Origin of the sequence: Actinopolymorpha singaporensis, assembly GCF_900104745.1 — a bacterium.
In the GTDB taxonomy this organism is placed as follows: Bacteria; Actinomycetota; Actinomycetes; order Propionibacteriales; family Actinopolymorphaceae; genus Actinopolymorpha; species Actinopolymorpha singaporensis.
The window spans coordinates 1,840,119-1,858,021 of sequence record NZ_LT629732.1; the positions used below are offsets into that span (position 1 = coordinate 1,840,119).

The 17,903-nt window shown below is 71.1% G+C and carries 17 protein-coding genes; 9 read left to right on the forward strand and 8 right to left on the reverse strand.

Annotated elements, in window-relative coordinates:
- Positions 1-26 precede the first annotated feature (26 nt).
- Positions 27-1,334: a cation:proton antiporter gene (locus tag BLU27_RS08370; RefSeq protein ID WP_092652133.1), complete on the reverse strand. Its 1,308-nt coding sequence runs from the start codon at positions 1,332-1,334 to the stop codon at positions 27-29.
- A 4-nt stretch (positions 1,335-1,338) separates the two neighbouring features.
- The gene (locus BLU27_RS08375) at positions 1,339-1,824 is read right to left on the reverse strand and encodes a cation:proton antiporter regulatory subunit (protein WP_092652135.1); all 486 of its coding nucleotides are present in this window, start codon (positions 1,822-1,824) and stop codon (positions 1,339-1,341) included.
- Positions 1,825-2,019: 195 nt separating this feature from the next.
- Between BLU27_RS08375 and BLU27_RS08380 the strand changes: the two genes are divergently transcribed.
- Complete coding sequence (locus BLU27_RS08380; RefSeq protein ID WP_092652137.1) at positions 2,020-2,889, forward strand: alpha/beta fold hydrolase; 870 nt, start codon at positions 2,020-2,022, stop codon at positions 2,887-2,889.
- Positions 2,890-2,911: 22 nt separating this feature from the next.
- Here BLU27_RS08380 and rnhA read toward each other — a convergent pair whose 3' ends face one another.
- Positions 2,912-3,376 carry a ribonuclease HI gene (gene rnhA / locus BLU27_RS08385; protein WP_092652139.1) on the reverse strand — a complete coding sequence of 155 codons (465 nt, stop codon included), beginning with the start codon at positions 3,374-3,376 and terminating at the stop codon, positions 2,912-2,914.
- 88 nt (positions 3,377-3,464) lie between these two features.
- Here rnhA and BLU27_RS08390 point away from each other — a divergent pair, with 88 nt between their 5' ends.
- The 3 genes from BLU27_RS08390 to BLU27_RS08400 all read left to right on the forward strand — a co-directional run bounded on the left by BLU27_RS08390 (position 3,465) and on the right by BLU27_RS08400 (position 5,182).
- On the forward strand, positions 3,465-4,052 hold the full coding sequence (locus BLU27_RS08390) for a DUF2231 domain-containing protein (protein WP_092652140.1): 588 nt from the start codon (positions 3,465-3,467) through the stop codon (positions 4,050-4,052).
- Positions 4,053-4,066: 14 nt separating this feature from the next.
- Positions 4,067-4,501 carry a hypothetical protein gene (locus BLU27_RS08395; protein ID WP_092652142.1) on the forward strand — a complete coding sequence of 145 codons (435 nt, stop codon included), beginning with the start codon at positions 4,067-4,069 and terminating at the stop codon, positions 4,499-4,501.
- A gap of 165 nt (positions 4,502-4,666) precedes the next feature.
- Entirely contained in the window at positions 4,667-5,182 is a 516-nt protein-coding gene (locus BLU27_RS08400; RefSeq protein WP_092652144.1) for a cupredoxin domain-containing protein, read from the forward strand.
- A 14-nt stretch (positions 5,183-5,196) separates the two neighbouring features.
- Here BLU27_RS08400 and BLU27_RS08405 read toward each other — a convergent pair whose 3' ends face one another.
- Both BLU27_RS08405 and BLU27_RS08410 read right to left on the reverse strand, forming a co-directional pair.
- The gene (locus tag BLU27_RS08405) at positions 5,197-5,622 is read right to left on the reverse strand and encodes a pyridoxamine 5'-phosphate oxidase family protein (protein ID WP_092652146.1); all 426 of its coding nucleotides are present in this window, start codon (positions 5,620-5,622) and stop codon (positions 5,197-5,199) included.
- Positions 5,623-5,824: 202 nt separating this feature from the next.
- Complete coding sequence (locus BLU27_RS08410) at positions 5,825-8,263, reverse strand: ATP-binding protein (protein WP_092652148.1); 2,439 nt, start codon at positions 8,261-8,263, stop codon at positions 5,825-5,827.
- Positions 8,264-8,501: 238 nt separating this feature from the next.
- Between BLU27_RS08410 and BLU27_RS08415 the strand changes: the two genes are divergently transcribed.
- The 4 genes from BLU27_RS08415 (at position 8,502) to BLU27_RS08430 (ending at position 12,199) form a co-directional block, all read left to right on the forward strand.
- Entirely contained in the window at positions 8,502-8,891 is a 390-nt protein-coding gene (locus BLU27_RS08415; protein ID WP_092652150.1) for a group I truncated hemoglobin, read from the forward strand.
- A 5-nt stretch (positions 8,892-8,896) separates the two neighbouring features.
- On the forward strand, positions 8,897-10,066 hold the full coding sequence (locus tag BLU27_RS08420) for a globin domain-containing protein (RefSeq protein ID WP_092652152.1): 1,170 nt from the start codon (positions 8,897-8,899) through the stop codon (positions 10,064-10,066).
- Positions 10,063-10,821, forward strand: coding sequence for a DivIVA domain-containing protein (locus BLU27_RS08425; protein ID WP_092652154.1), 759 nt, complete (start codon positions 10,063-10,065; stop codon positions 10,819-10,821). Before BLU27_RS08420 ends, BLU27_RS08425 begins: the two co-directional genes overlap by 4 nt.
- Before the next feature lie 130 nt (positions 10,822-10,951).
- A complete protein-coding gene (locus tag BLU27_RS08430; protein ID WP_092652156.1) occupies positions 10,952-12,199 on the forward strand; it encodes a DUF4185 domain-containing protein in 1,248 nt (415 codons plus the stop codon).
- Between the two features lie 109 nt (positions 12,200-12,308).
- Here the strand turns inward: BLU27_RS08430 and BLU27_RS08435 are convergent, their stop codons facing one another.
- Positions 12,309-14,009 carry a phospholipase C gene (locus BLU27_RS08435; protein WP_092652158.1) on the reverse strand — a complete coding sequence of 567 codons (1,701 nt, stop codon included), beginning with the start codon at positions 14,007-14,009 and terminating at the stop codon, positions 12,309-12,311.
- A 281-nt stretch (positions 14,010-14,290) separates the two neighbouring features.
- Between BLU27_RS08435 and BLU27_RS08440 the strand changes: the two genes are divergently transcribed.
- A complete protein-coding gene (locus BLU27_RS08440; RefSeq protein ID WP_092652160.1) occupies positions 14,291-15,280 on the forward strand; it encodes an aminoglycoside phosphotransferase family protein in 990 nt (329 codons plus the stop codon).
- 13 nt (positions 15,281-15,293) lie between these two features.
- Here the strand turns inward: BLU27_RS08440 and BLU27_RS08445 are convergent, their stop codons facing one another.
- Together BLU27_RS08445 and BLU27_RS08450 are read right to left on the reverse strand one after the other, a co-directional pair.
- Positions 15,294-16,823 carry a tetratricopeptide repeat protein gene (locus tag BLU27_RS08445; protein WP_157728338.1) on the reverse strand — a complete coding sequence of 510 codons (1,530 nt, stop codon included), beginning with the start codon at positions 16,821-16,823 and terminating at the stop codon, positions 15,294-15,296.
- Positions 16,824-17,155: 332 nt separating this feature from the next.
- Positions 17,156-17,851 carry a hypothetical protein gene (locus BLU27_RS08450; RefSeq protein ID WP_092652164.1) on the reverse strand — a complete coding sequence of 232 codons (696 nt, stop codon included), beginning with the start codon at positions 17,849-17,851 and terminating at the stop codon, positions 17,156-17,158.
- Between the last annotated feature and the right edge of the window lie 52 nt (positions 17,852-17,903).

Genomic DNA, 17,903 nt, shown 5'->3' on the forward strand with positions numbered 1-17,903 from the left:
GCGGCGTCCGGGCGGAGGTCCGCCGGCTACCGGGCGCCTCGCCGAGGCGCCTCTTCGTCCGCGTCGGCCGGCCCGACCTCGAGCGGCTGACCCTCCGCCGACCGGCCGTCGACCGGGCTGCCGGCCGGTGGCGGTGCCGTTGGCGAAGAGGGCGAAGAGGGCGAAGAGAGCGGGGCGTTGAAAGTTCGCCGGAGCCGGCCGACGACGGGTTCGGCGTACCGCGCGGTGAGCGGTCCGGCGATCACCAGCAGCAGGACGTACGCCGTGGCCAGCGGGCCGAGCTGCGGCTGCAGACCGGCGGTCACCCCGATCCCGGCGATGACGATGGAGAACTCACCCCGGGCGACGAGCGCACCACCGGCCCGCAACCGTCCGCGTTCACCGATCCCGGCCCGCCGCGCCGCCCAGTAGCCGGTGGCGATCTTGGTGATGACCGTGACGACCGCGAGCAGCAGCGCGGGAACGAGGACCGGCGGGATGCTCGCCGGGTCGGTGTTCAGCCCGAAGAACACGAAGAACACCGCGGCGAACAGGTCCCGCAGCGGGCTGAGCAGCGTGTGCGCGCCCTCGGCCACCTCGCCGGACAGGGCGATGCCGACCAGGAACGCGCCGACCGCCGCGGAAACCTGCACCTGCTGCGCGATCCCGGCCACCAGCAGCGTCAGCCCGAACACCACCAGCAGCAGCTTCTCCGGGTCGTCACTGGAGACGAACTGCGAGATCAGCCGGCCGTAGCGGAGCGCGACCAGCAGGACGACGGCGGCCGCACCGAGCGCGATGACCAGCGTGATGCTGCCGGTGACCAGCCCGGTCCCGGCCAGCAGTGCGGTGATGATCGGCAGGTAGACCGCCATCGAGAGGTCCTCGAGAACGAGCACGCTCAAGATGACCGGCGTCTCCCGGTTGCCGACCCGGCCCAGGTCGGACAGGACCTTGGCGATCACCCCGGAGGAGGAGATCCAGGTGACCCCGGCGAGGACGACGGCCGCCACCGGTCCCCAGCCGAGCAGCAGTGCGGCGAGCGCACCGGGGACGGCGTTCAGGGTGAAGTCGACGATGCCGGCCGGGAACTGCGTCTTGAGGTTGGTGACCAGGTCGGCGGCGGTGTATTCCAGCCCCAGCATCAACAGCAGCAGGATGACACCGATCTCGGCGCCGACGGACACGAACTCCTCGCTGGCGTCCAGCGGAAGCAGTCCACCGTGGCCGAACGCGAGCCCGGCCAGCAGGTAGAGGGGAATGGGGGACAGGCCGTAGCGGCCGGCGAACCGGCCGAGCAGACCCAACCCGAGGACGATGGCACCGAGTTCGATCAGCAGGAGTGCTGGGTGCACCGCGTCACTCCCGTTCGAGGATCGCCGCGGCCGCGTCCACCCCCTCCCGGGTGCCGATCACGATGAGGGTGTCACCCCCGGCCAGCCGGAAGTCGGGGCGAGGGGACGGGATCGCGTCCGTTCGCCGGAGCACGGCGACGATCGACGCGCCGGTCTCCGTGCGCAGCCGGGTGTCGCCGAGCAGTCGGCCGTTCCACATCGAAGTGGCCGACAGCGGGATCCGGTCCGCGACCAGGCCGAGGTCGGTGTTGTACAGCAGGCTCGGGCTCTTGTGCCTCGGCAGCAGGGCCTCGGCCAGGGTGGCCGCCTCGGGCCCGGTGAGCTGGAGGGACAGCGCGCACGCGTCCGGGTCGTCGCCCCGGTAGGCGGACAGTGTCCGGGCGCCGTCGCGGTGCGCCACCACCGACAGGTGCCGGTCGTCGCGGGTGGTGAGGTCGTACTGCACCCCGATCCCGGGCAGTGGTGTGGAGCTCATCCGTGGGCCGGCCATCCGGATTCCCTTTCCGCGTTCGGGTTCGTCGATCCTGCTCGGCCACCCGGCTGGGCGTGGGCGGGCCGGGACCGATCCTCTCACCCACCGTCGCGTTCGCCCACCGCGTACGGTTTGCGCCGGTGCGCTGCGGACCCGCGTCCGGTGGTGGCCGCCGGACTGTCCAGACGTACTGGCCGGCACTAGCGTCGGACGATGAGCACCGCACGCGAATCCGAGACCCGGGAGCCGCGGCCCCGACCCGGGCGAACCGGGCACATCGCCTGGACCCGCCGCGGCGGCCGGACGGAGCTCTTCTTCCTGCACGGCTTCAGCGACTCCGGCGCCTGCTGGAACCCGGTGGTGTCCGCCCTCGGACCCGGCTGGGGCGTCCTTGCCGCCGACGCCCGCGGCCACGGTGAGTCCGGGCTGCCGGAAGAGCCGTTCGGTCACACAGCGCACGCCCGGGACGCCGCCGCCGTCCTGGACGACCAGCCCGACCTCGACCCGGACGGGGTGATCGTCGTCGGCCACTCGATGGGTGCGGTGACCGCGGCCGCGCTCGCCGGGTTGCGGCCGGACCTGGTACGCGCGGTGGTGCTGGAGGACCCGCCGCCGGGCGAACGTGAGGACGCGCCGGGTTCCGCGCCGGCGCCGCGGACCGCCGAGGCCCGGCCGGGGCCGCCGCGGCAGATGCCCGACTGGCTGCGGGCCGTCCGCGCACTCGACCCGGCTGCCCGGATCGCCCGCGGCCGCGCCGACAACCCGGGGTGGTCGGAGGAGGAGCTGGTCCCCTGGGCAACGTCCAAGGAGCAGTTCGACCCGCGCGTGGTGGAGTTGCCGACCGAGCCGTTCGTCCCGCTGCGCGAACTGCTGGCGAAGGTGACCTGCCCGGTGCTGCTGATCCACGGCGACGTCGACCGGGGCTCGCTGCTGCCGCCCACGGTCGCGGCCGCGTGCGCGATGGCGGCCGGCGGCGACGTGGAGGTCGCCCGGATCGACGGCGCCGGTCACTCCGTACGCAGGGACCGCCCCGGCCCCTACGTCGCCGCCCTCACCGACTTCCTGCTCCGGCACCGCGGCTGAGCGACCGATGCCGGCCCGATACTCACGGGGCGTGGACGAGGCTCTCCCGGGCGGCGTTGGCGAGTTCGTCGCAGCGTTCGTTCTCGGGGTGACCGCTGTGCCCCTTGATCCAGTGGAAGCGGACGTCGTGCGGCGCGACCAGCTCGTCCAGCCGCTGCCACAGGTCGAGGTTCTCCACCGGCTTGTTGTCGGCCTTGCGCCAGCCGCGGGCCTTCCAGCGCGGCATCCAGTCGCGCAGGCCACGCAGGACGTACTGCGAGTCCGAGGTCAGGTCGACCACGGAAGGTCGGCGGAGCGCGGCCAGCCCCTCGATCACCGCCTGCAGCTCCATCCGCTGGTTGGTCGCCACCGGGGCGGCACCGGAGCGTTCCCGGGTCTTGCCGCTGGCCGGATGCCGGAGCACGTACGCCCAGCCGCCAGGGCCAGGGTTGGGCCGGCAGGACCCGTCGGTGAAGAGCTCGACGTGCGAGGGTGCGGGTGCGGCCACAGCAGCGAGACTAGCCGCCTGGCGGACGGGTAGGGGAACAGGTCGACGACGCCGCGGCCAGGGGATGCGGCGGGTTACGGGAGGGCAGATGGCGGACGCCGGGACGGGCCGGCTGCCGGCGAAGCGCCCGGCCACGCTGGCCGCCGGGCCCTACGGCCACCCGCTGCACCCGGCACTGGTCACCATCCCCATCGGTTGCTGGGTGGCGAGCTTCGTCTTCGACGTGGTGTCGAGGTTCTCCAGCATGCCGGTGCTGTTCGCCGAGGGCTCGCACTGGCTGGTCGGGATCGGCCTCGTCGGCGCGGTGGTCGCCGCGACCGTGGGGTTCCTCGACTTCCTGGTCATCCCGGGGCGGACCCGTGCCTACCGCGCGGCGATTCTGCACATGTCGCTCAACCTTCTGGCGATAGGGCTGTACGTCGTCAACTTCTTCATCCGGTCCAACCCGCTCGGCCCGGTGGGATGGGGGCAGCTGATCCTCTCCGCGGTCGGGCTCTCCCTGCTGGGCGGATCCGGATACCTCGGCGGCGAACTCGCGTACCGCTACGGCGTACGGGTGGCGGCCGAGTCCACCCAGGCGTCCGGTTTCGCACCGGAGGCTTCGGGCGGCCCGGGCGAGGGGAGTGGTTCGGGCAAGCCGGGTGGTTCCGGTGGTTTGCCCCCGAAGCGCGACTAGGAAAGGACGGAACGATGGCTGTCGCCGCACTGATCACCTGGGTGATCACCGCGATCCTGGGTGCCACGATGCTACGGAAGTGGGTGTCCGGCGGAGGTCTGGCCGCGGCGCGGGCCGATGCCGCCGGGACGGCAGAGGCCGCGACGTCACCCCAGGCGGCGGCGACGTCGTTTCCTCCCGGGGTGGTCTTCGGGCACTTCCTGGTGGTGCTGGCCGGGCTCGTGCTCTGGATCATCTACATCGTCGTTGACAACGACGTGTTGACATGGGTGTCGTTCGCAGCCCTGATCGTGGGTGCGGTGCTCGGCGACGTGATGTTCCTGCGGTGGCGGAAGTCCCGGTCCGGCCCGGAGTCCCAGCTGCCCCGCGAGCTGGTCTACGTGCACGGCGGCTTCGCGGTCGTCACGATCGTTCTGGTCCTGCTGACAGCGCTCGGCGTCGGCAGTTGACCGGGAGCCGTGCGGCAGCCGACCCGCAGCCGAGCGGCAGTTGGCCCGAACGCCATCCGCACGTCCCCACCGTGCCCTAGGGTCGGACTGTTCGCGGCGGCCGGCGCCCCACGCGTTGTGTCGGGCCTGGACGCTGGGCCTGGCCACTGGGTATCGGGGGTTCCCATGCGGGCACGCATGCTGGTCGCCGGGTTGGTCGTCGGGTCGTCCGCGCTGGCGGCACTCGCCGGCTGCGGCGGAGGAGAGCCCGCGACCGCGCCCAAACCGAAGGCGACGCGGGTCTCCGTCGCCCCGAAGCCACTGGCGTACGGCGCCAAGGTGAAGGTCGCCGGGATCCGCGCCAACTACCACGGCACCAAGGACGTCCGGAAGGCGCGCAGCGTCTACGTCGAGATCGAGGACTTCTACTTCTCGCCCACCATCATCCGCGGCCGGCCGCGGCAGAAGATCACCCTGCTGGTGGAGAACGAGAGCCAGACGCCGCACACCTTCACCACGTCGGACAAGACCCTGGACGTGCAGCTCCAGCCGGGATCGCTCGCCAAGCTGGCGTTCACGCTACCCGCCCACGGCAACGTGTCGTTCTACTCGACCGGGCACCAGCAGCAGGGCATGGCCGGCGGCCTCACGGTCTCCGGGTCGTTCGCCGCGCCGGCACCGACGCCGAAGACTCCGCAGTGATGACAGGCAGGATGTCAAGCGGTAGTTGACACGGGAACGGCTGCCGCCCGGCGGCCGTGGATCCTCGTCAACGGCACCCGGACGAACTCCGCAGTGCGCGACGGCCACGGCCTGGCCGCCTCGTGCAGCAGCCGGGCCGCCTCCTTGCGTTCACGCACCACCTGGGCCCGGCCGAGAACCGTCACGGTCCAGCCGGTGAGCACGGGTTCGGTCGCCACCTCGTCCGCCTGGAAGGCGATGATCGAGTCGTGCACCGCACGGGCGACGTGGGACTCGGCCGAGGTGCCGACGACGACGAAGTCGCCGTCCACCGTGAACGGCAGGGGGGACACCGCGGGCAGTCCCGCGTCGGTGAAGACGAGCCGGCCGACGGCGGCCTTGTCCAGCAGGCGTATGCATTCGCTCGGCGAGAGGACTTCCAGCCCGTTGCTGTCCAACATGGTGTTCCGTGCTCCCTCCGGGTTCCCCGCGATCTGCCCGTGACGTCCGTGTTGCACTATGACGCAACACACACACATCACACCCTGCCCCGGCAGGGGCGGGGCGGCATCGGGATGGGTACGCAGAGCGAGTGAACTCCGGGGGGCAGGTACCGAGGAGGTACGTACACCGGTGGTCCCGTGTGCCGGTTCGCGGCGTTTCCTACCGATCGTCGCGGCCGTCGCCCGCGTGTCCCTGCTCGGCGGTCCAGGCGGCGACCTGCGCGCGTGAGGTGAAGCCCAGCTTGACCAGGATGTTCTCCACGTGACTTTCCGCCGTCCGCTGCGCGATCACCAGTGCGTTGGCGATCTGCTTGTTCGTACGGCCCTGTGCGATCAGGTCGGCGATCTCGCGTTCGCGCGGTGTCAACGGAGACTTGCCCGGGGGCCTGCGGACGCCGCGCCGGTCCGGCTCCTCCTGCAGGGCGGCGGCGACCGCTTGGTCGTAGCTTCGAGCGGCGCCCTCGGCGAACGCCCGTGCGTAGGCCTCTTCGCCCAGCGTGGCACGGAGTTCGCGGACGCAGCGGTCCTGGTACGCCGACAGGTGGGTGTAGCCGGTGAGGGAGACCCCGAGCGAGCGGTTCGTCGCGTCCAGCGCGCCGAACAGCTCGGCCGCGCGGGTGGGCTGCCCGCCGGACGCCGCGGCCAGCGCCAGCACCTGAAGGTTCAACGCAACGCCCACATGGTCGTCCAGACTCTGGTTGTAGCGCAGGCTCTCCTGTTCCAGCCTGGTCGCCCGGGCGACGTCCCCCTGCCGCCAGAGTTCGATCCCGAGCGCGAGGAGTACGTACGACTTGTGCCAGATGTCCCCGGCGGCAGCGCACAGCGGCAGCGCCTCCTCGGCGAGTTCGACGGCTCGTGCCGAGTCGCCCATCGCGGAGTAGGCCATGGACGACCGGATCAGCGCGAACGCGATCCCGTGCTGGTTGCCGACCGCCCGGTGGATCTCCCGGGCCCGGGCGTAGTGCACCAGGCCGGCCCCGGCGTCGCCGGTGGCGGTGGCGAGCATCCCCGAGAACAACTCGACGTACCCCAGCGTGCTCGGTGCGTCCACCGTTTCCAGGATCGACCGCGCCTGGGCGAGCATCCGCCGCGCCGCAGGAAAGTCGCTCTGGATGATGGCCAGCCAGGTGTTCACCCACAACGCGTCGGCCCGGGTGGCCGTGGGTTCGGTGTCGGCGGCCAGGAGGCGGTCCAACCAGTCGCGGCCCTCGTTCAGGTAGCCGTCCAGCCAGTGGTAGAGCAGGTCGGCGGCCAGCCTGAGGCCTTCCTGCCGGAGGTCGGGGTCAGCCAGCGCGTAGTCCAGGGCCGCCCGCAGGTCGGCGTGTACGGACCGCAGCCGAGCGAACCACTCCACCTGGTGTGGCGCCAGCCAGTGCTGTGCGGTCCGGAGCCCCTCCTCCCTGAAGTAGTCGAAGTGCCGTCGGCGGGCGAGGGTCGACGTCTCCTGCTCGGCCAGCCGGCACAGGCCGTAGTCCCGGATGAGGGTGAGCTGCCGGTACGTCGCGCGGCCATGGTGGTCCTCGCGGAGCAGCACCGACTTGTCGATCAGGCCGGTCACGAGGTCCATCACGTCCTCGGGGGCCAGGCCGTCGCCCGCGCACACCGCCTCGGCCGCGTCCAGGTCGAAGCCGTCGGCGAACACCGCCGACCGCGCCCACATCGACTGTTCCCCCGCCGAGCACAGGTCGTAGCTCCAGTCCAGCATCGACACGAGCGTCCGGTGCCGTGGGTCGCTCGAGCAGGGACCGGAGGTCAGGACGCTGTAGCGCTGGTCGAGCCGGTCCAGGATCTGGCGGGGCGTCAGGACGCGGACCCGGGCGGCGGCGAGTTCGATGGCCAGCGGGATGCCGTCCAGTCGCCGGCAGATGCCCACCACCGCGTCCTCGTTGTCAGCGGTCAACGCGAAGTCGTGCTGCACCGCCGCCGCGCGTTCGACGAACAGCGCAACCGACTCGAACCTCGCCGGGATCTGACGACCGGCTCCGACACCGACACCGACACCGGCGCCGGCTCCGACACCGACACCGGCGCCGGCTCCGACACCGACACCGGCGCCTGCACCGTCGCCGTCCGCCGACCGGCGTGCGTCCGGGAGCGGAAACGGTGCGACCGTGAGTGTGTGCTCGGTGGCCACGTCCAGCCGCTGCCGACTGGTGGCCAGCAGGTGCAGGCCCGGCGCCTCGGGCAACAGCCGTTCGGCCAGTGCTGCACAGGCCGCCGGGAGATGCTCGCAGTTGTCCAGGATCACCAGCAGCTGCCGGTCGCGCAGATGGTCGGCCAGTATCTGGGTGGGGTCACGGCGGGAGCCTTCCGGCACCCGTAGCGACTCCGCCACCGTCGGTGCGACCAGTGCGGGGTCGGTGACGTTTGCGAGGTCGACCAGCCACACCCCGTCGCGGAACGAACGTCGTAGCGCGTGCGCCGTGCGCAGGGCGAGCCGGGTCTTCCCCACGCCACCGAAGCCGGTGAGCGTCACCATCCGCGTGGTCGCGAGCAGACGCTTCACCTCGGCCAGCTCCCGCCGTCTCCCGATGAAGCTGGTCGCGTCCGCAGGAAGATTGCCCACCTGCGCGGAGGCGTCCGATCCGGCCTTGGTCATGACTGCGTTCGGACGGCCACGGGTGGTCGCCGCCCGACAACCGCATGGTATGTCGCCAGGTCAGGCGGTGCCGAATCTCCTTGTCCGCAAGGCCGGATGTGCCCGATGATCAGCTGGTTGCGGACGATCGGCGAAACCGGCAGTTGTCCGACTGCCAACCTGAGCTTGCGCTCGAACGGGCCTCGCTGGTAGCAATGCCCTTGATCTTTGCCCTTCGGGACGAAATGAGGCATATCGGATGGCCGACCACAACGGCACGGGGGCCGAGAGCGACTACGACCGGATCGGGGGCGGACCCGCGGTGCGTGCCGTGGTGGAGCGCTTCTACGAGCTGGTCCTCGCCGACGCCGACCTCGCGCCGTTCTTCGTCGGCGTCGACATGTCCGGCCTCAAGCGGCACCAGGCGCTGCTCATCTCCCAGGTGCTCGGCGGGCCGGCGGAGTTCACCGGCCGGGAGCTGCGCACCGCACACGCCGGCCTCGCGATCACCGCGGAGCACTTCGGCGCGGTGGTGGCCCACCTGGTGACGGCGCTGACCGAGGCCGGCGCGCCGCCCGAGGTGATCGCCCGGGTCGGTGCGGCCCTCGGCGCCACCGAGAAGGACATCGTCACCCAACCCGTGAGCTGACCGGTATGGACACCGCCGCACTCCAGAGCAGCTGGCAGATCGTCGCGAAGTCCGGCGACGACGTTCCGCTGTTCTTCTACTCCCATCTGTTCCTGTCCCACCCCGAGCTGCGGGAGATGTTCCCCATCTCGATGGCCGCCCAGCGGGACAAGCTGGTCGGTGCCCTCGGGAGCGTCGTCAGCAGCGTCGACCGGATCGAGGAGGTCGTACCCCTCATCCAGCAGCTCGGCCGCGAGCACCGGCGGTTCTCCGTCGTCGCCGAGCACTACGGCGCGGTGGGCGCGTCGCTGCTGGCCACGCTGAAGCACTTCCTCGGGCCGGCCTGGACGCCTGAGCTCGCCGCCGACTGGTCCGCGGCGTACGGCCTGGTCGCGCGGACGATGGTGGAGGCCGCGGAGGCGGCCGCCGACACCCCGGCGTGGTGGTCGGCCGACGTGACCGCGATCGAACGCCGCACGCTGGACGTCTCGGTGCTCCGCCTCCAGCCGCACGAGCGCTACGACTACCGCGCAGGTCAGTCGTTCGCCATGGAGGTGCCACAGCGCCCGCGGTTGTGGCGTTACTTCAGCCCGGCCAACGCGCCGCGCCGGGACGGTTCGATCGAGCTGCATGTCCAGCTCGTCGACGGCGGCCAGGTCAGCACGTCGATCGTCCGGTCCACCAAGGTCGGTGACACGGTGCGGCTCGGTGCGCCGATCGGCACCGCGCTCACGCTTCCCAACGACATCGCCACCGACCTGCTGATGGTGGCCGGCGGGACCGGGCTCGCGCCGCTGCGTGCGGTCCTCGAACAGGTCGACCGGCGCTGGCAGGTCACCGGCGAGGCACCCCGGGTGCACCTGTTCCACGGCGTACGCGTGTCGTGGAGCCTGTACGAGCGGGAACTCCTCACCCAGCTGGCACACCGTCCGTGGTTCGACTACACAGAAGTCGTCTCCGACGATCCGTCCTTCCCCGGGGCACGCGGACTGGTCGGCGCGGTGGCGGCGCGCAGCGGTGACTGGAGGGGGCGCACAGCGCTGGTCTGCGGTTCGCCCGCGATGGTCGAGCACGCCGTCGCCAAGCTGACCGAAGCCGGGGTCACGCGGGAGCACATCCGTTTCGAGTCCTTCGGGGCGGCGGGGGACGCCAACCAGTCACAGCAGGAACCCGGCAGGCAAGGTGATGGGCAGTGAGTGACTTCCCGCGTGAGCCGCGTGCACCCAGGCGGTCGCCGCAGGTGATCCGGTCCGCGACGTTCTCCCAGCGCAGGCGGGGTTTCGACGAGGACGAGGTGCGTGCCTTCCTGGACCGCGTCGCGGGCCAGGTCGAGGCCGCCGAGGCCGAGTGTGCCGACCTGCGGGCCGAGGCCGACCGGTTGCGGGCGGAGGTCGACCGCCTGCGGATCGAGCTTCGGGATCGCGAGGACTCTCCGCCGGAGGTCAACGAACGCGCGGTCGCGTTGTTCAGCCAGGCGCAGCAGGTCGCCGACCGGTTGGTCGAGGAGGCTGTCCAGCACGCCCGTGACCTGATGTCGGCGGCGCGTTCGCAGGAGCGGGAAATCATACAGCGGGCACACGAGGCGGCGGAGGCCGCCGCGCGTGAGGCGGGTGCACGGTCGCCCGGCGGAGCGGCGGGCCACGGCGGGTCCGGATACGACGTTCCGGTGTCGGAGATCGAGTACGTCCGCACGTTCGCCCGGGTCGCACAGGTGCAGTTCCGGTCGGTGCTGGAGGCGTTGAGCGAACAGGTCGACCGCCTCGGTCAGGTGCCCGACCTGCCCGAGGGACGCCGGTCGCACCGGCCCGCCGACGTGTCGTGGCAGCTCGAGGCCGGCCCGGTCGAGGCCGGGCCCGGTGAGTCGGCCCGCATCGAGTACGCCCGGGACGAACTCGACGGAGACGGGCCCCACCCGGGTGACCGGCGCTGGAGCGAGCTCGGCCTGGGGTGACACCGCACCCGCAGCGTGGGGGACACGTGGCCGGAACCGCCCGACATGGGGCCGCACCCGTTGACCCGCGTCCACCCGGCCGCTGAGGTGAAGTCGTCCGTCCGACGACGCGCGAACCTCGGGAGCCGACATGACTCACGCCGCGACGACCACCTCCACCAGGCAGCGCAGACGCAGAGCCGGGCCGGCCAGGCTCACGGCGTTGGCGGCGAGCGGGCTCGGCCTGCTGCTCGGCACGGGCGCACTGCTCGGCGCCGGTCCGTCCGCGGCGGCTGCGCCTTCCGGCCCCTCCGCCGCCGGCCCGTCCGCTGCCGGCCCGGGGACGGCGCACTGCTCGCTCACCGGCCGGCACTGGACCGCGCAGGCCCGGGTCGACCGTGCCCGCACCGAGCGGTTCGCGGCGTACGGCAACAGCGGCGTCGGCTGGACCGGCGGTGACAGCACCTACTCCGTGCCGCTGCCCGCGCACCGCACCGCGTGGTTGTTCTCCGACACGTTCTGGGGGCCGGTGAACGCCGACCTCAGCCGTCCCACGACCGTGCCGTTCCTCAACAACTCGTTCGTGGTCGAGCGCGGCGGGGACCTGCGTACGGTCGCCGGCGGCACGCCGGAGGCACCCGACTCGCTGGTTCCGCCGGACGAGCCGGGCACGTGGAACTGGCTGGGCGCGGGTCAGGCGACGCCTGCGTCGCTTGACGTGATGTTCCTCGAGTTCGGCCGCACCGGATCGGGGCCGTTGGACTTCGCCTGGCGGGAGAACAAGCTCGGCCGGTTCGACCCGGACACCCTGCGGCCGCGTGAGGTCGTTCCGATGCCGTCGGCGGCCGGCGTGCAGTGGGCGTCCTGGCTGCTGCGTTCGGGCGGATTCACCTACGTGTACGGCGTGGAGGACCTCGGCCTGACGAAGTACATGCACCTGGCGCGGGTGCGCGGCACCGACCTCGCCAGCGGGAGGTGGGAGTACTGGACTGGCAGCTCCTGGTCGCCCACCGAAACCGACTCGGCCCGGGTGATGCCGGGAGTCGCCAACGAGTACAGCGTTTCCCGCTGGCACGACGGCTACCTGCTGGTCACCCACGACACCCGCGAGCTGTTCAGCTCACGCATTCTTGCCTACGTGGGCTGCTCGCCGACCGGGCCGTTCACCGAGGCCGCCACGCTCTACACGACCCCGGAGACGGGTGCTGCCGGTTCGTACGCCGACGCCGACATCTTCACCTACAACGCGCACGAGCACCCGGACCTTCGCCGCGGCGACCGCCTGCTGGTGACGTACAACGTCAACAGTCTCGACCCGAACGCCGACCTGTACGACGACGTGACGATCTACCGTCCGCGGTTCGTCGAGGTGAAGCTGGTGCCCGGGCGACACCGCTGAGGACCGAGAGCCCCCCAAAACAAGGGGGTTCCCGGTGCGGTCACACCGGGAACCCCTTGTTCTGCTCGACATTCCGCGTGGTTCAGTCGGCCTGTTCAGCCGGCCTGGTTCAGGCGCCGTGGTCGCCCTTCGCCGGCTGCCCGGTCACCGGGTCCAGCAGCAGCGGACGCAGATCGCGGTGCCGCCAGTCGAACATCGCGTCCAGGCTGTTCGCCAGGGTGTCGAACGACGCCTTGTCGATCGCGGCGCCGGATGCCTCACCGAGCCGCTGACCACCGAGCCAGTTGTCCTCCACGAACCGCAGGACGGAGGTCTGGTCGGTGATGGTGCCGTCGACGAAGTTGCGCTTGGCGTACGGCGAGAGCACCAGCAGCGGCAACCTGGGACCGTAACCACACCTGGCCTGGTAGCCACCCATCGGCTCGGCCGTCCCGCACTGACCGGGCGCGTTCAGCGCGTCCTGGTCGGTCTGCGAGGCGTTCACGATCGGCGGCACCACGTGGTCGTACCACCCGTCGCTGTCGTCGTAGGCGATGACGACCGCGGTCGACGCCCAGTCGCGCGACTTCTGCAGCTTGTTCACGACGTTCACCACGAACTGCTGCTCGTCCAGCGGGTCGGAGTACCCCGCGTGCCCGTCCTGGTAGTTGGCCGCCTTGAGGAAGCTCACCGCGGGCAGGTTGCCGTTGCCCAGGGCGTCGTACCAGTCGGTCATGTCGTACTGGTGGTTCGCCTGGTCCTGCTTGCCCACCATGTCCACGCTGGTCGGCGGGAGGTGGTGCGGATTGGCGGTGGACTTGTAGTACTGGAAGGGCTCGTGGTGCGGGTTGTAGTCACCGGTGAAGCCCGCCTCGCCGGTGTAGCCGAGGGCGGCGCCGATCGGGTGCTTCGCGGTGCACTGGGCGGTCTTGCCGAACTCCTGGTCATACGTCGAGGAGTCGGTGTAGGACTGCGGCCGGAACCCGCCCTGGAACCAGCCCCAGGTCACGTACTGCTTGTTGAGCATGTCGCCCACGTTCGAGCCCGACATCACCGCGAGGTTGTGGGACGCGTTGGAGCAGTCGTCCCAGGCCGGGTCGGGGTCGTTGATCATGGTGCCCACGCCGTCGGCGTTCGGTGCGATCACGACGTACGGGTCCGGTGTGGCGGTCTTCCTGCGGTCCGCACCCACGGAGTAGATGCCGGAGGTCTGCCCGGACACCAGGTTGACCGCGCCGGGTGAGGAGGGACCGAAGTTGGTGTCGAAGGAGTTGTCGCTCATGGCGAACCGCTGGGCGTAGTTCCAGTACGCCGTCACGGTGTTGCCGTCGTAGTAGTCGAGCACCTGCGTCGGCGAGGAGTAGTGCTTGGGGTCCTTGCACGTCCGGTTGGTCGCAGGCACGAACTGGTCCATCAGCCCACGGTCGACCGCGACCTGCTCGTCCTTGTAGTTGTGGTCCATGTCGCAGGTCAGTGCCTGGTCGCGGCCCAGCCGCGTGGGGTTGACCTGGTGCCCGTCCATGACGTTCGGGTTGTGGTTGAGGAGCAGGGGGCTGAGGCCGTTCACCGTGGGGGTTCCGGGTGCGGCGTGGAACGCCGGCTCGACCGCGGGGTTCGCGGCGTTGGGATAGGTGCCGAAGTAGTGGTCGAACGACACGTTCTCGCCGAAGATCACCACAAGGTGCTTGATGGGCGTCGCCGTCTTGGCGCCCGGTCCGTCGAGGGGCCCGTTCCCCGTCCCGTTCGCCTGTGCCGGCGCCATCGTGCCGGCCGCCAGGAACGCGGCGGCCGCGACCGCGGCTCCCGCTCCGGCGATTCGTCTGACTCGCATGCGTGCCCTCCACTCAGCAGCCGTACGTGAGACGTACGCGACGGCGATCATCCGGTGCCCGCCTGGGAATGAGCTGACCTCCGGTGAAACGTCGAGCGAACAGTCGGCGTGACTGTAGGCGTCCCGGCGCGGCCTGACTACGGATCTTCGCCGAGTGGCCGCTATCGGGCGGCCCGCCCGCGGCCGGTGGGTCCCGGTGGGTCCCGGTGGTCCCGGTGGGGTCCAGTGGGTCCCGGTGGCTCCGGTACTGTCACTGCGGCTCGGCGGGAAGGGTGGGTGCGATGACGAACACCGAGGTGCATCTGTACGAGGCGATGGGCGAACGCCTGCCGGACGCGGAGGTCGCGGCCGCGGTGCGGACGCAGGTGGGTGCGCCGGTCGACGCGGTCCGGCCGCTCGCCGGGTTCGTCGGCAACCAGGACTTCCTCGTCACCACAGGCCGCGGCGACTTCGTGCTCAAGGCCGGAGACGCCCACGCGGTGGTGTCCGAGGCGTGGGCGTGCGAGCGAGTCCGCGCGGTGGGTGTGCCGGTGCCGGAGGTGGTGGCCGTCGACGCGGACCGGAACACGCTGGCCCTGCCGTACCTGCTGATGCGCCGCCTGCCCGGCGCTCCGGTCGACGATGTCGACGACGCGGACGCCGCGCTGGAGACGGCCGGACGGTGGCTGCGTGCGGTGCACGAGATCGAGGTCGAGGGGTACGGCCTGCTCACCGCGTCCGGCCGCGGCGGGCCGGGGGAACGCGGCGGGCCGCCGGCTCAGGTGCACGGGCGGGAGTCGACGTGGGCCGACGTCGTCGCCCGTCCGCTGGCCGAGCTCCCCGCCCTGGTGGCGGAGAAGATTCTGGACGAGCCGCTGGCCGAGCGGGTGCGGTCGGCATTCGCCGCCGACGCCGGCCTGCTGGCGTACGGGACCGGTGGTGGGAGCGGCAGGGACGGCGACCGTCGCGGCGTACTCCTGCACGCGGACCTGCATCCGCGGCACGTGTTCGCCGAGCGGGGCCGGCTGACCGGCATCATCGACTGGGGAGACGCGACCGTCGGCGACCCGGCGTACGAGTTCGGCCGCTACTCACGGGCCGGCGACGCCTCGCTCGCACTCGTCCTGCGTGGCTACCAGCCCGACCGGGACGCGGAGTTCGACCGCCGGATCGTGCTCTACCGTGTGCTGTGGTCGTTGTACGCGCTGGTCTGGGAACATGCCGCCGGCGGCGACTGGTTCGCGGGCCACGTGCAGGCCGTACGAGACGGCCTGCACGCGCTCGACGCCTGAACGGACAGGTGCGTCAGGTGCTCGGCGTGGTGCTCGGTTTGGCGCTCGGCGTGGTGCTCGGTTTGGCGCTCGGCGTGGTGCTCGGTTTGGCGCTCGGCGTGGTGCTCGGTTTGGTGCTCGGTGTGGTGCTCGGTGTGGTGCTCGGTGTGGTGCTCGGTGTGGTGCTCGGTGTGGTGCTCGGTGTGGTGCTCGGTGTGGTGCTCGGTGTGGTGCTCGGTTTGGCGCTCGGCGTGGTGCTCGGTTTGGCGCTCGGCTTGGTGCTAGGCCCGGCCTTCAGGTCCTGCAGGGCCTTGCGCGCCAGCGGCGCCTGCAGCGGTGAGAAGCGCGGGTTCAGCTTCAGCGCCTCGGTCAGCAGTTCGCGAGCGCGGGCAGTGTTGCCGACTCCCCGTTCGATCATGCCCCGGTGGTAGAGGAAGTTCGCGTCCTTGTAGCCGGTGCGGGCGGCGTAGTTGGCGAACGGCACCGCCTCCTTGTCCTGGCCCGAGACGTGCAGTGCCCACGCGACCGCGTCCGCCACCTCGATGCTGTGCCGCTTCTTCCACTCGGCCTTCGCGAGCCGGAGCGCCAGTTGGTGCTTGCCGTGGTCGGCGGCGAAGTTGGCCAGGTCCATGGTCACCCGGACGCCGTTGTCGCTGGCGATGGTCTGCCACGTACTCACCACGTCGTATTGGTTGGAGGCGCTGACGGTCTTGCCGGCGGCGGTGTACAGGTCGCCGAGTTCGGCGACGTACTCCGGCTCCGGAACTCGCTGGGCGAGGTCGCGGTACCAGCGGATCGCGGTCGTGAGCCGGCCCTGGGTGTACAGCGCCTGTGCCGTGCCGGCCACCGCCGGCGGGTACGTCGGGTCGATCCGACGCGCCTCGCGGTAGGCGTTGGCGGCGGCGGTGAAGTCACCTTGCCGGAGGGCGAGGTCGCCCTGGGCGGTGAAGACCTGGAGCCGGTCGGTCCGGGCGGTGGCGAGTTCCCCCGCGCGGATGAGCAGCATCTTTGCCCGGGCAGGGTTCCCGCTGAGCTCTGACAGCCGGGCAAGCCGGATCACCGCACCCGCCGAGGGGTCCAGGGCGTACAACTCCTTCGCCGAGAGCAGGGCCTCGTCGTAGCGGCCGAGTTTGATCAGCGCATCGATCCGCAGCAGGTTGCTGCTCTGGTCACGGGCGTTGACCGACAGCGCCTGGTCGGCCCAGCTGATCGCGCCGCCGAAGTCGTTGCGCAGGTACGCGAGTTCGGCCCGGCCCCGCAGGGCGACGTCGTTGTAGTCGGACTCGATCCGCAGCGAGTTCGACAGTGCCCGGTCGGCCTGGGTGTAGAGAGTGTGGTCGACGGTGGCCTGGCCCTGGTCGATCAACGCCACCCCGAGCTGCGCCCAGCCCAGGTAGTCCCGGGGCTGCCGGCGCAGGTGGTCCTGGAGCTGGCCGATGCTCGCGTTGGGAGGGGCCAGGGCGACCGGCCCCTCGTCGAGTGCGCGCGGGGGGCTCGGCGGGGGAGTGTGATTGTCCCGGCCGAAATAGAGCACCAGTCCGAGCGTCATCGTGAGTGCGGTCATGAATGTGCCCACCACGATGAGAAGCCGTATTCGCATGGCGCTTCTACCCCCGGTCTTTCTGTGGTACGGCGGGCTTTGTTCGCGTTCGCCGACGGGCTGCCGATACCCGTCCGCAGATTGACGGAAGCGATCGGGAGCGGGTGAATCGGCAATGTCGCGAATCCCGACCGGCACGAAATCGACACCGCAAAAGCCATGCTTCGAAAACGGAAATGCACACTATTTCCGCCCTGCCGGGCGAAAAAGCCCTGCCGGGCGAAAAAGCCCTGGGCGGCGAAAAAGCCCTGCCCGGCGAAAAAGCCCTGCCCGGTGAAACGCGAAGGCGGTTTTGGTCAGCCCCGTCCGAGGCGGGGGAACATCGCGTCGAAATCGATGCCCAGCTCCGCGTCGATCCGGTCCAGGTCCAGGATGGGCCGACCCTGCTCGTCGCGTCCGGTGTGGTCCTGCCCGATCCGCAGGTCGAGTTCGAGCACGTGCCCGTGCGCCCAGCGCAGCCGGCCGGCGTGCAGGACCGGGACGCCGAGGACCGCGCGGGTCAGCCCCTCGTGGTGGTTGCCGGCCCAGGCGAGCACGAGAAGCTCCCCCGGCGGAAGCTCCGGCATGCCGGCCAGGATGCCCTGCCGGGGCGCGTCACCAGGTGCCAGTCGGCCCTTGAGGGCGTCGTCGTCGGCCAGCCGGAATCCGGCGTAGGGGTCGGCTCCGCCCTCGGAGTACTTGTAGGGGTAGACCACCCGGCCACCGAACTCGACAGTGAACGCCGTGCCGATCCGGTCGCTGGGCCGGTGCACGTCTGCGGCCGGCAGGCGTTGCTCGATCACCCGGCCGAGGACCTCGCACAGGATGTGGTAGCGCAGCTGGCCGTACGCGGTGGCGTTGAGGTAGTCGGTGGCGTCGAACAGCCTGGCCGCCTCGGCGTGGGCGAAGTGCAGGCATGGGACGGCGTAGGTGGTCAGCACGAACGCGGCGCGCTCGCCGACCTGGCGGGCGAGCCAGTCGCCCTCCGGCCGCGCGGTGTCCTCGTCGAGCACGCCGCCATCCCTTCCGGCCTTCGGGCCGCGATCGAGTGCCTGTCAGCTCCCG

What these genes read in the sequence shown, in the direction of transcription:
- BLU27_RS08375 (WP_092652135.1), bottom strand. Translation starts at nt 1,824, where the DNA reads ATGGCCGGCCCACGGATGAGCTCCACACCACTGCCCGGGATCGGGGTG.
- BLU27_RS08380 (WP_092652137.1), top strand. Translation starts at nt 2,020, where the DNA reads ATGAGCACCGCACGCGAATCCGAGACCCGGGAGCCGCGGCCCCGACCC.
- BLU27_RS08390 (WP_092652140.1), top strand. Translation starts at nt 3,465, where the DNA reads ATGGCGGACGCCGGGACGGGCCGGCTGCCGGCGAAGCGCCCGGCCACG.
- BLU27_RS08395 (WP_092652142.1), top strand. Translation starts at nt 4,067, where the DNA reads ATGGCTGTCGCCGCACTGATCACCTGGGTGATCACCGCGATCCTGGGT.
- BLU27_RS08400 (WP_092652144.1), top strand. Translation starts at nt 4,667, where the DNA reads ATGCGGGCACGCATGCTGGTCGCCGGGTTGGTCGTCGGGTCGTCCGCG.
- BLU27_RS08405 (WP_092652146.1), bottom strand. Translation starts at nt 5,622, where the DNA reads ATGTTGGACAGCAACGGGCTGGAAGTCCTCTCGCCGAGCGAATGCATA.
- BLU27_RS08410 (WP_092652148.1), bottom strand. Translation starts at nt 8,263, where the DNA reads ATGACCAAGGCCGGATCGGACGCCTCCGCGCAGGTGGGCAATCTTCCT.
- BLU27_RS08415 (WP_092652150.1), top strand. Translation starts at nt 8,502, where the DNA reads ATGGCCGACCACAACGGCACGGGGGCCGAGAGCGACTACGACCGGATC.
- BLU27_RS08420 (WP_092652152.1), top strand. Translation starts at nt 8,897, where the DNA reads ATGGACACCGCCGCACTCCAGAGCAGCTGGCAGATCGTCGCGAAGTCC.
- BLU27_RS08430 (WP_092652156.1), top strand. Translation starts at nt 10,952, where the DNA reads ATGACTCACGCCGCGACGACCACCTCCACCAGGCAGCGCAGACGCAGA.
- BLU27_RS08435 (WP_092652158.1), bottom strand. Translation starts at nt 14,009, where the DNA reads ATGCGAGTCAGACGAATCGCCGGAGCGGGAGCCGCGGTCGCGGCCGCC.
- BLU27_RS08440 (WP_092652160.1), top strand. Translation starts at nt 14,291, where the DNA reads ATGACGAACACCGAGGTGCATCTGTACGAGGCGATGGGCGAACGCCTG.
- BLU27_RS08445 (WP_157728338.1), bottom strand. Translation starts at nt 16,823, where the DNA reads ATGACCGCACTCACGATGACGCTCGGACTGGTGCTCTATTTCGGCCGG.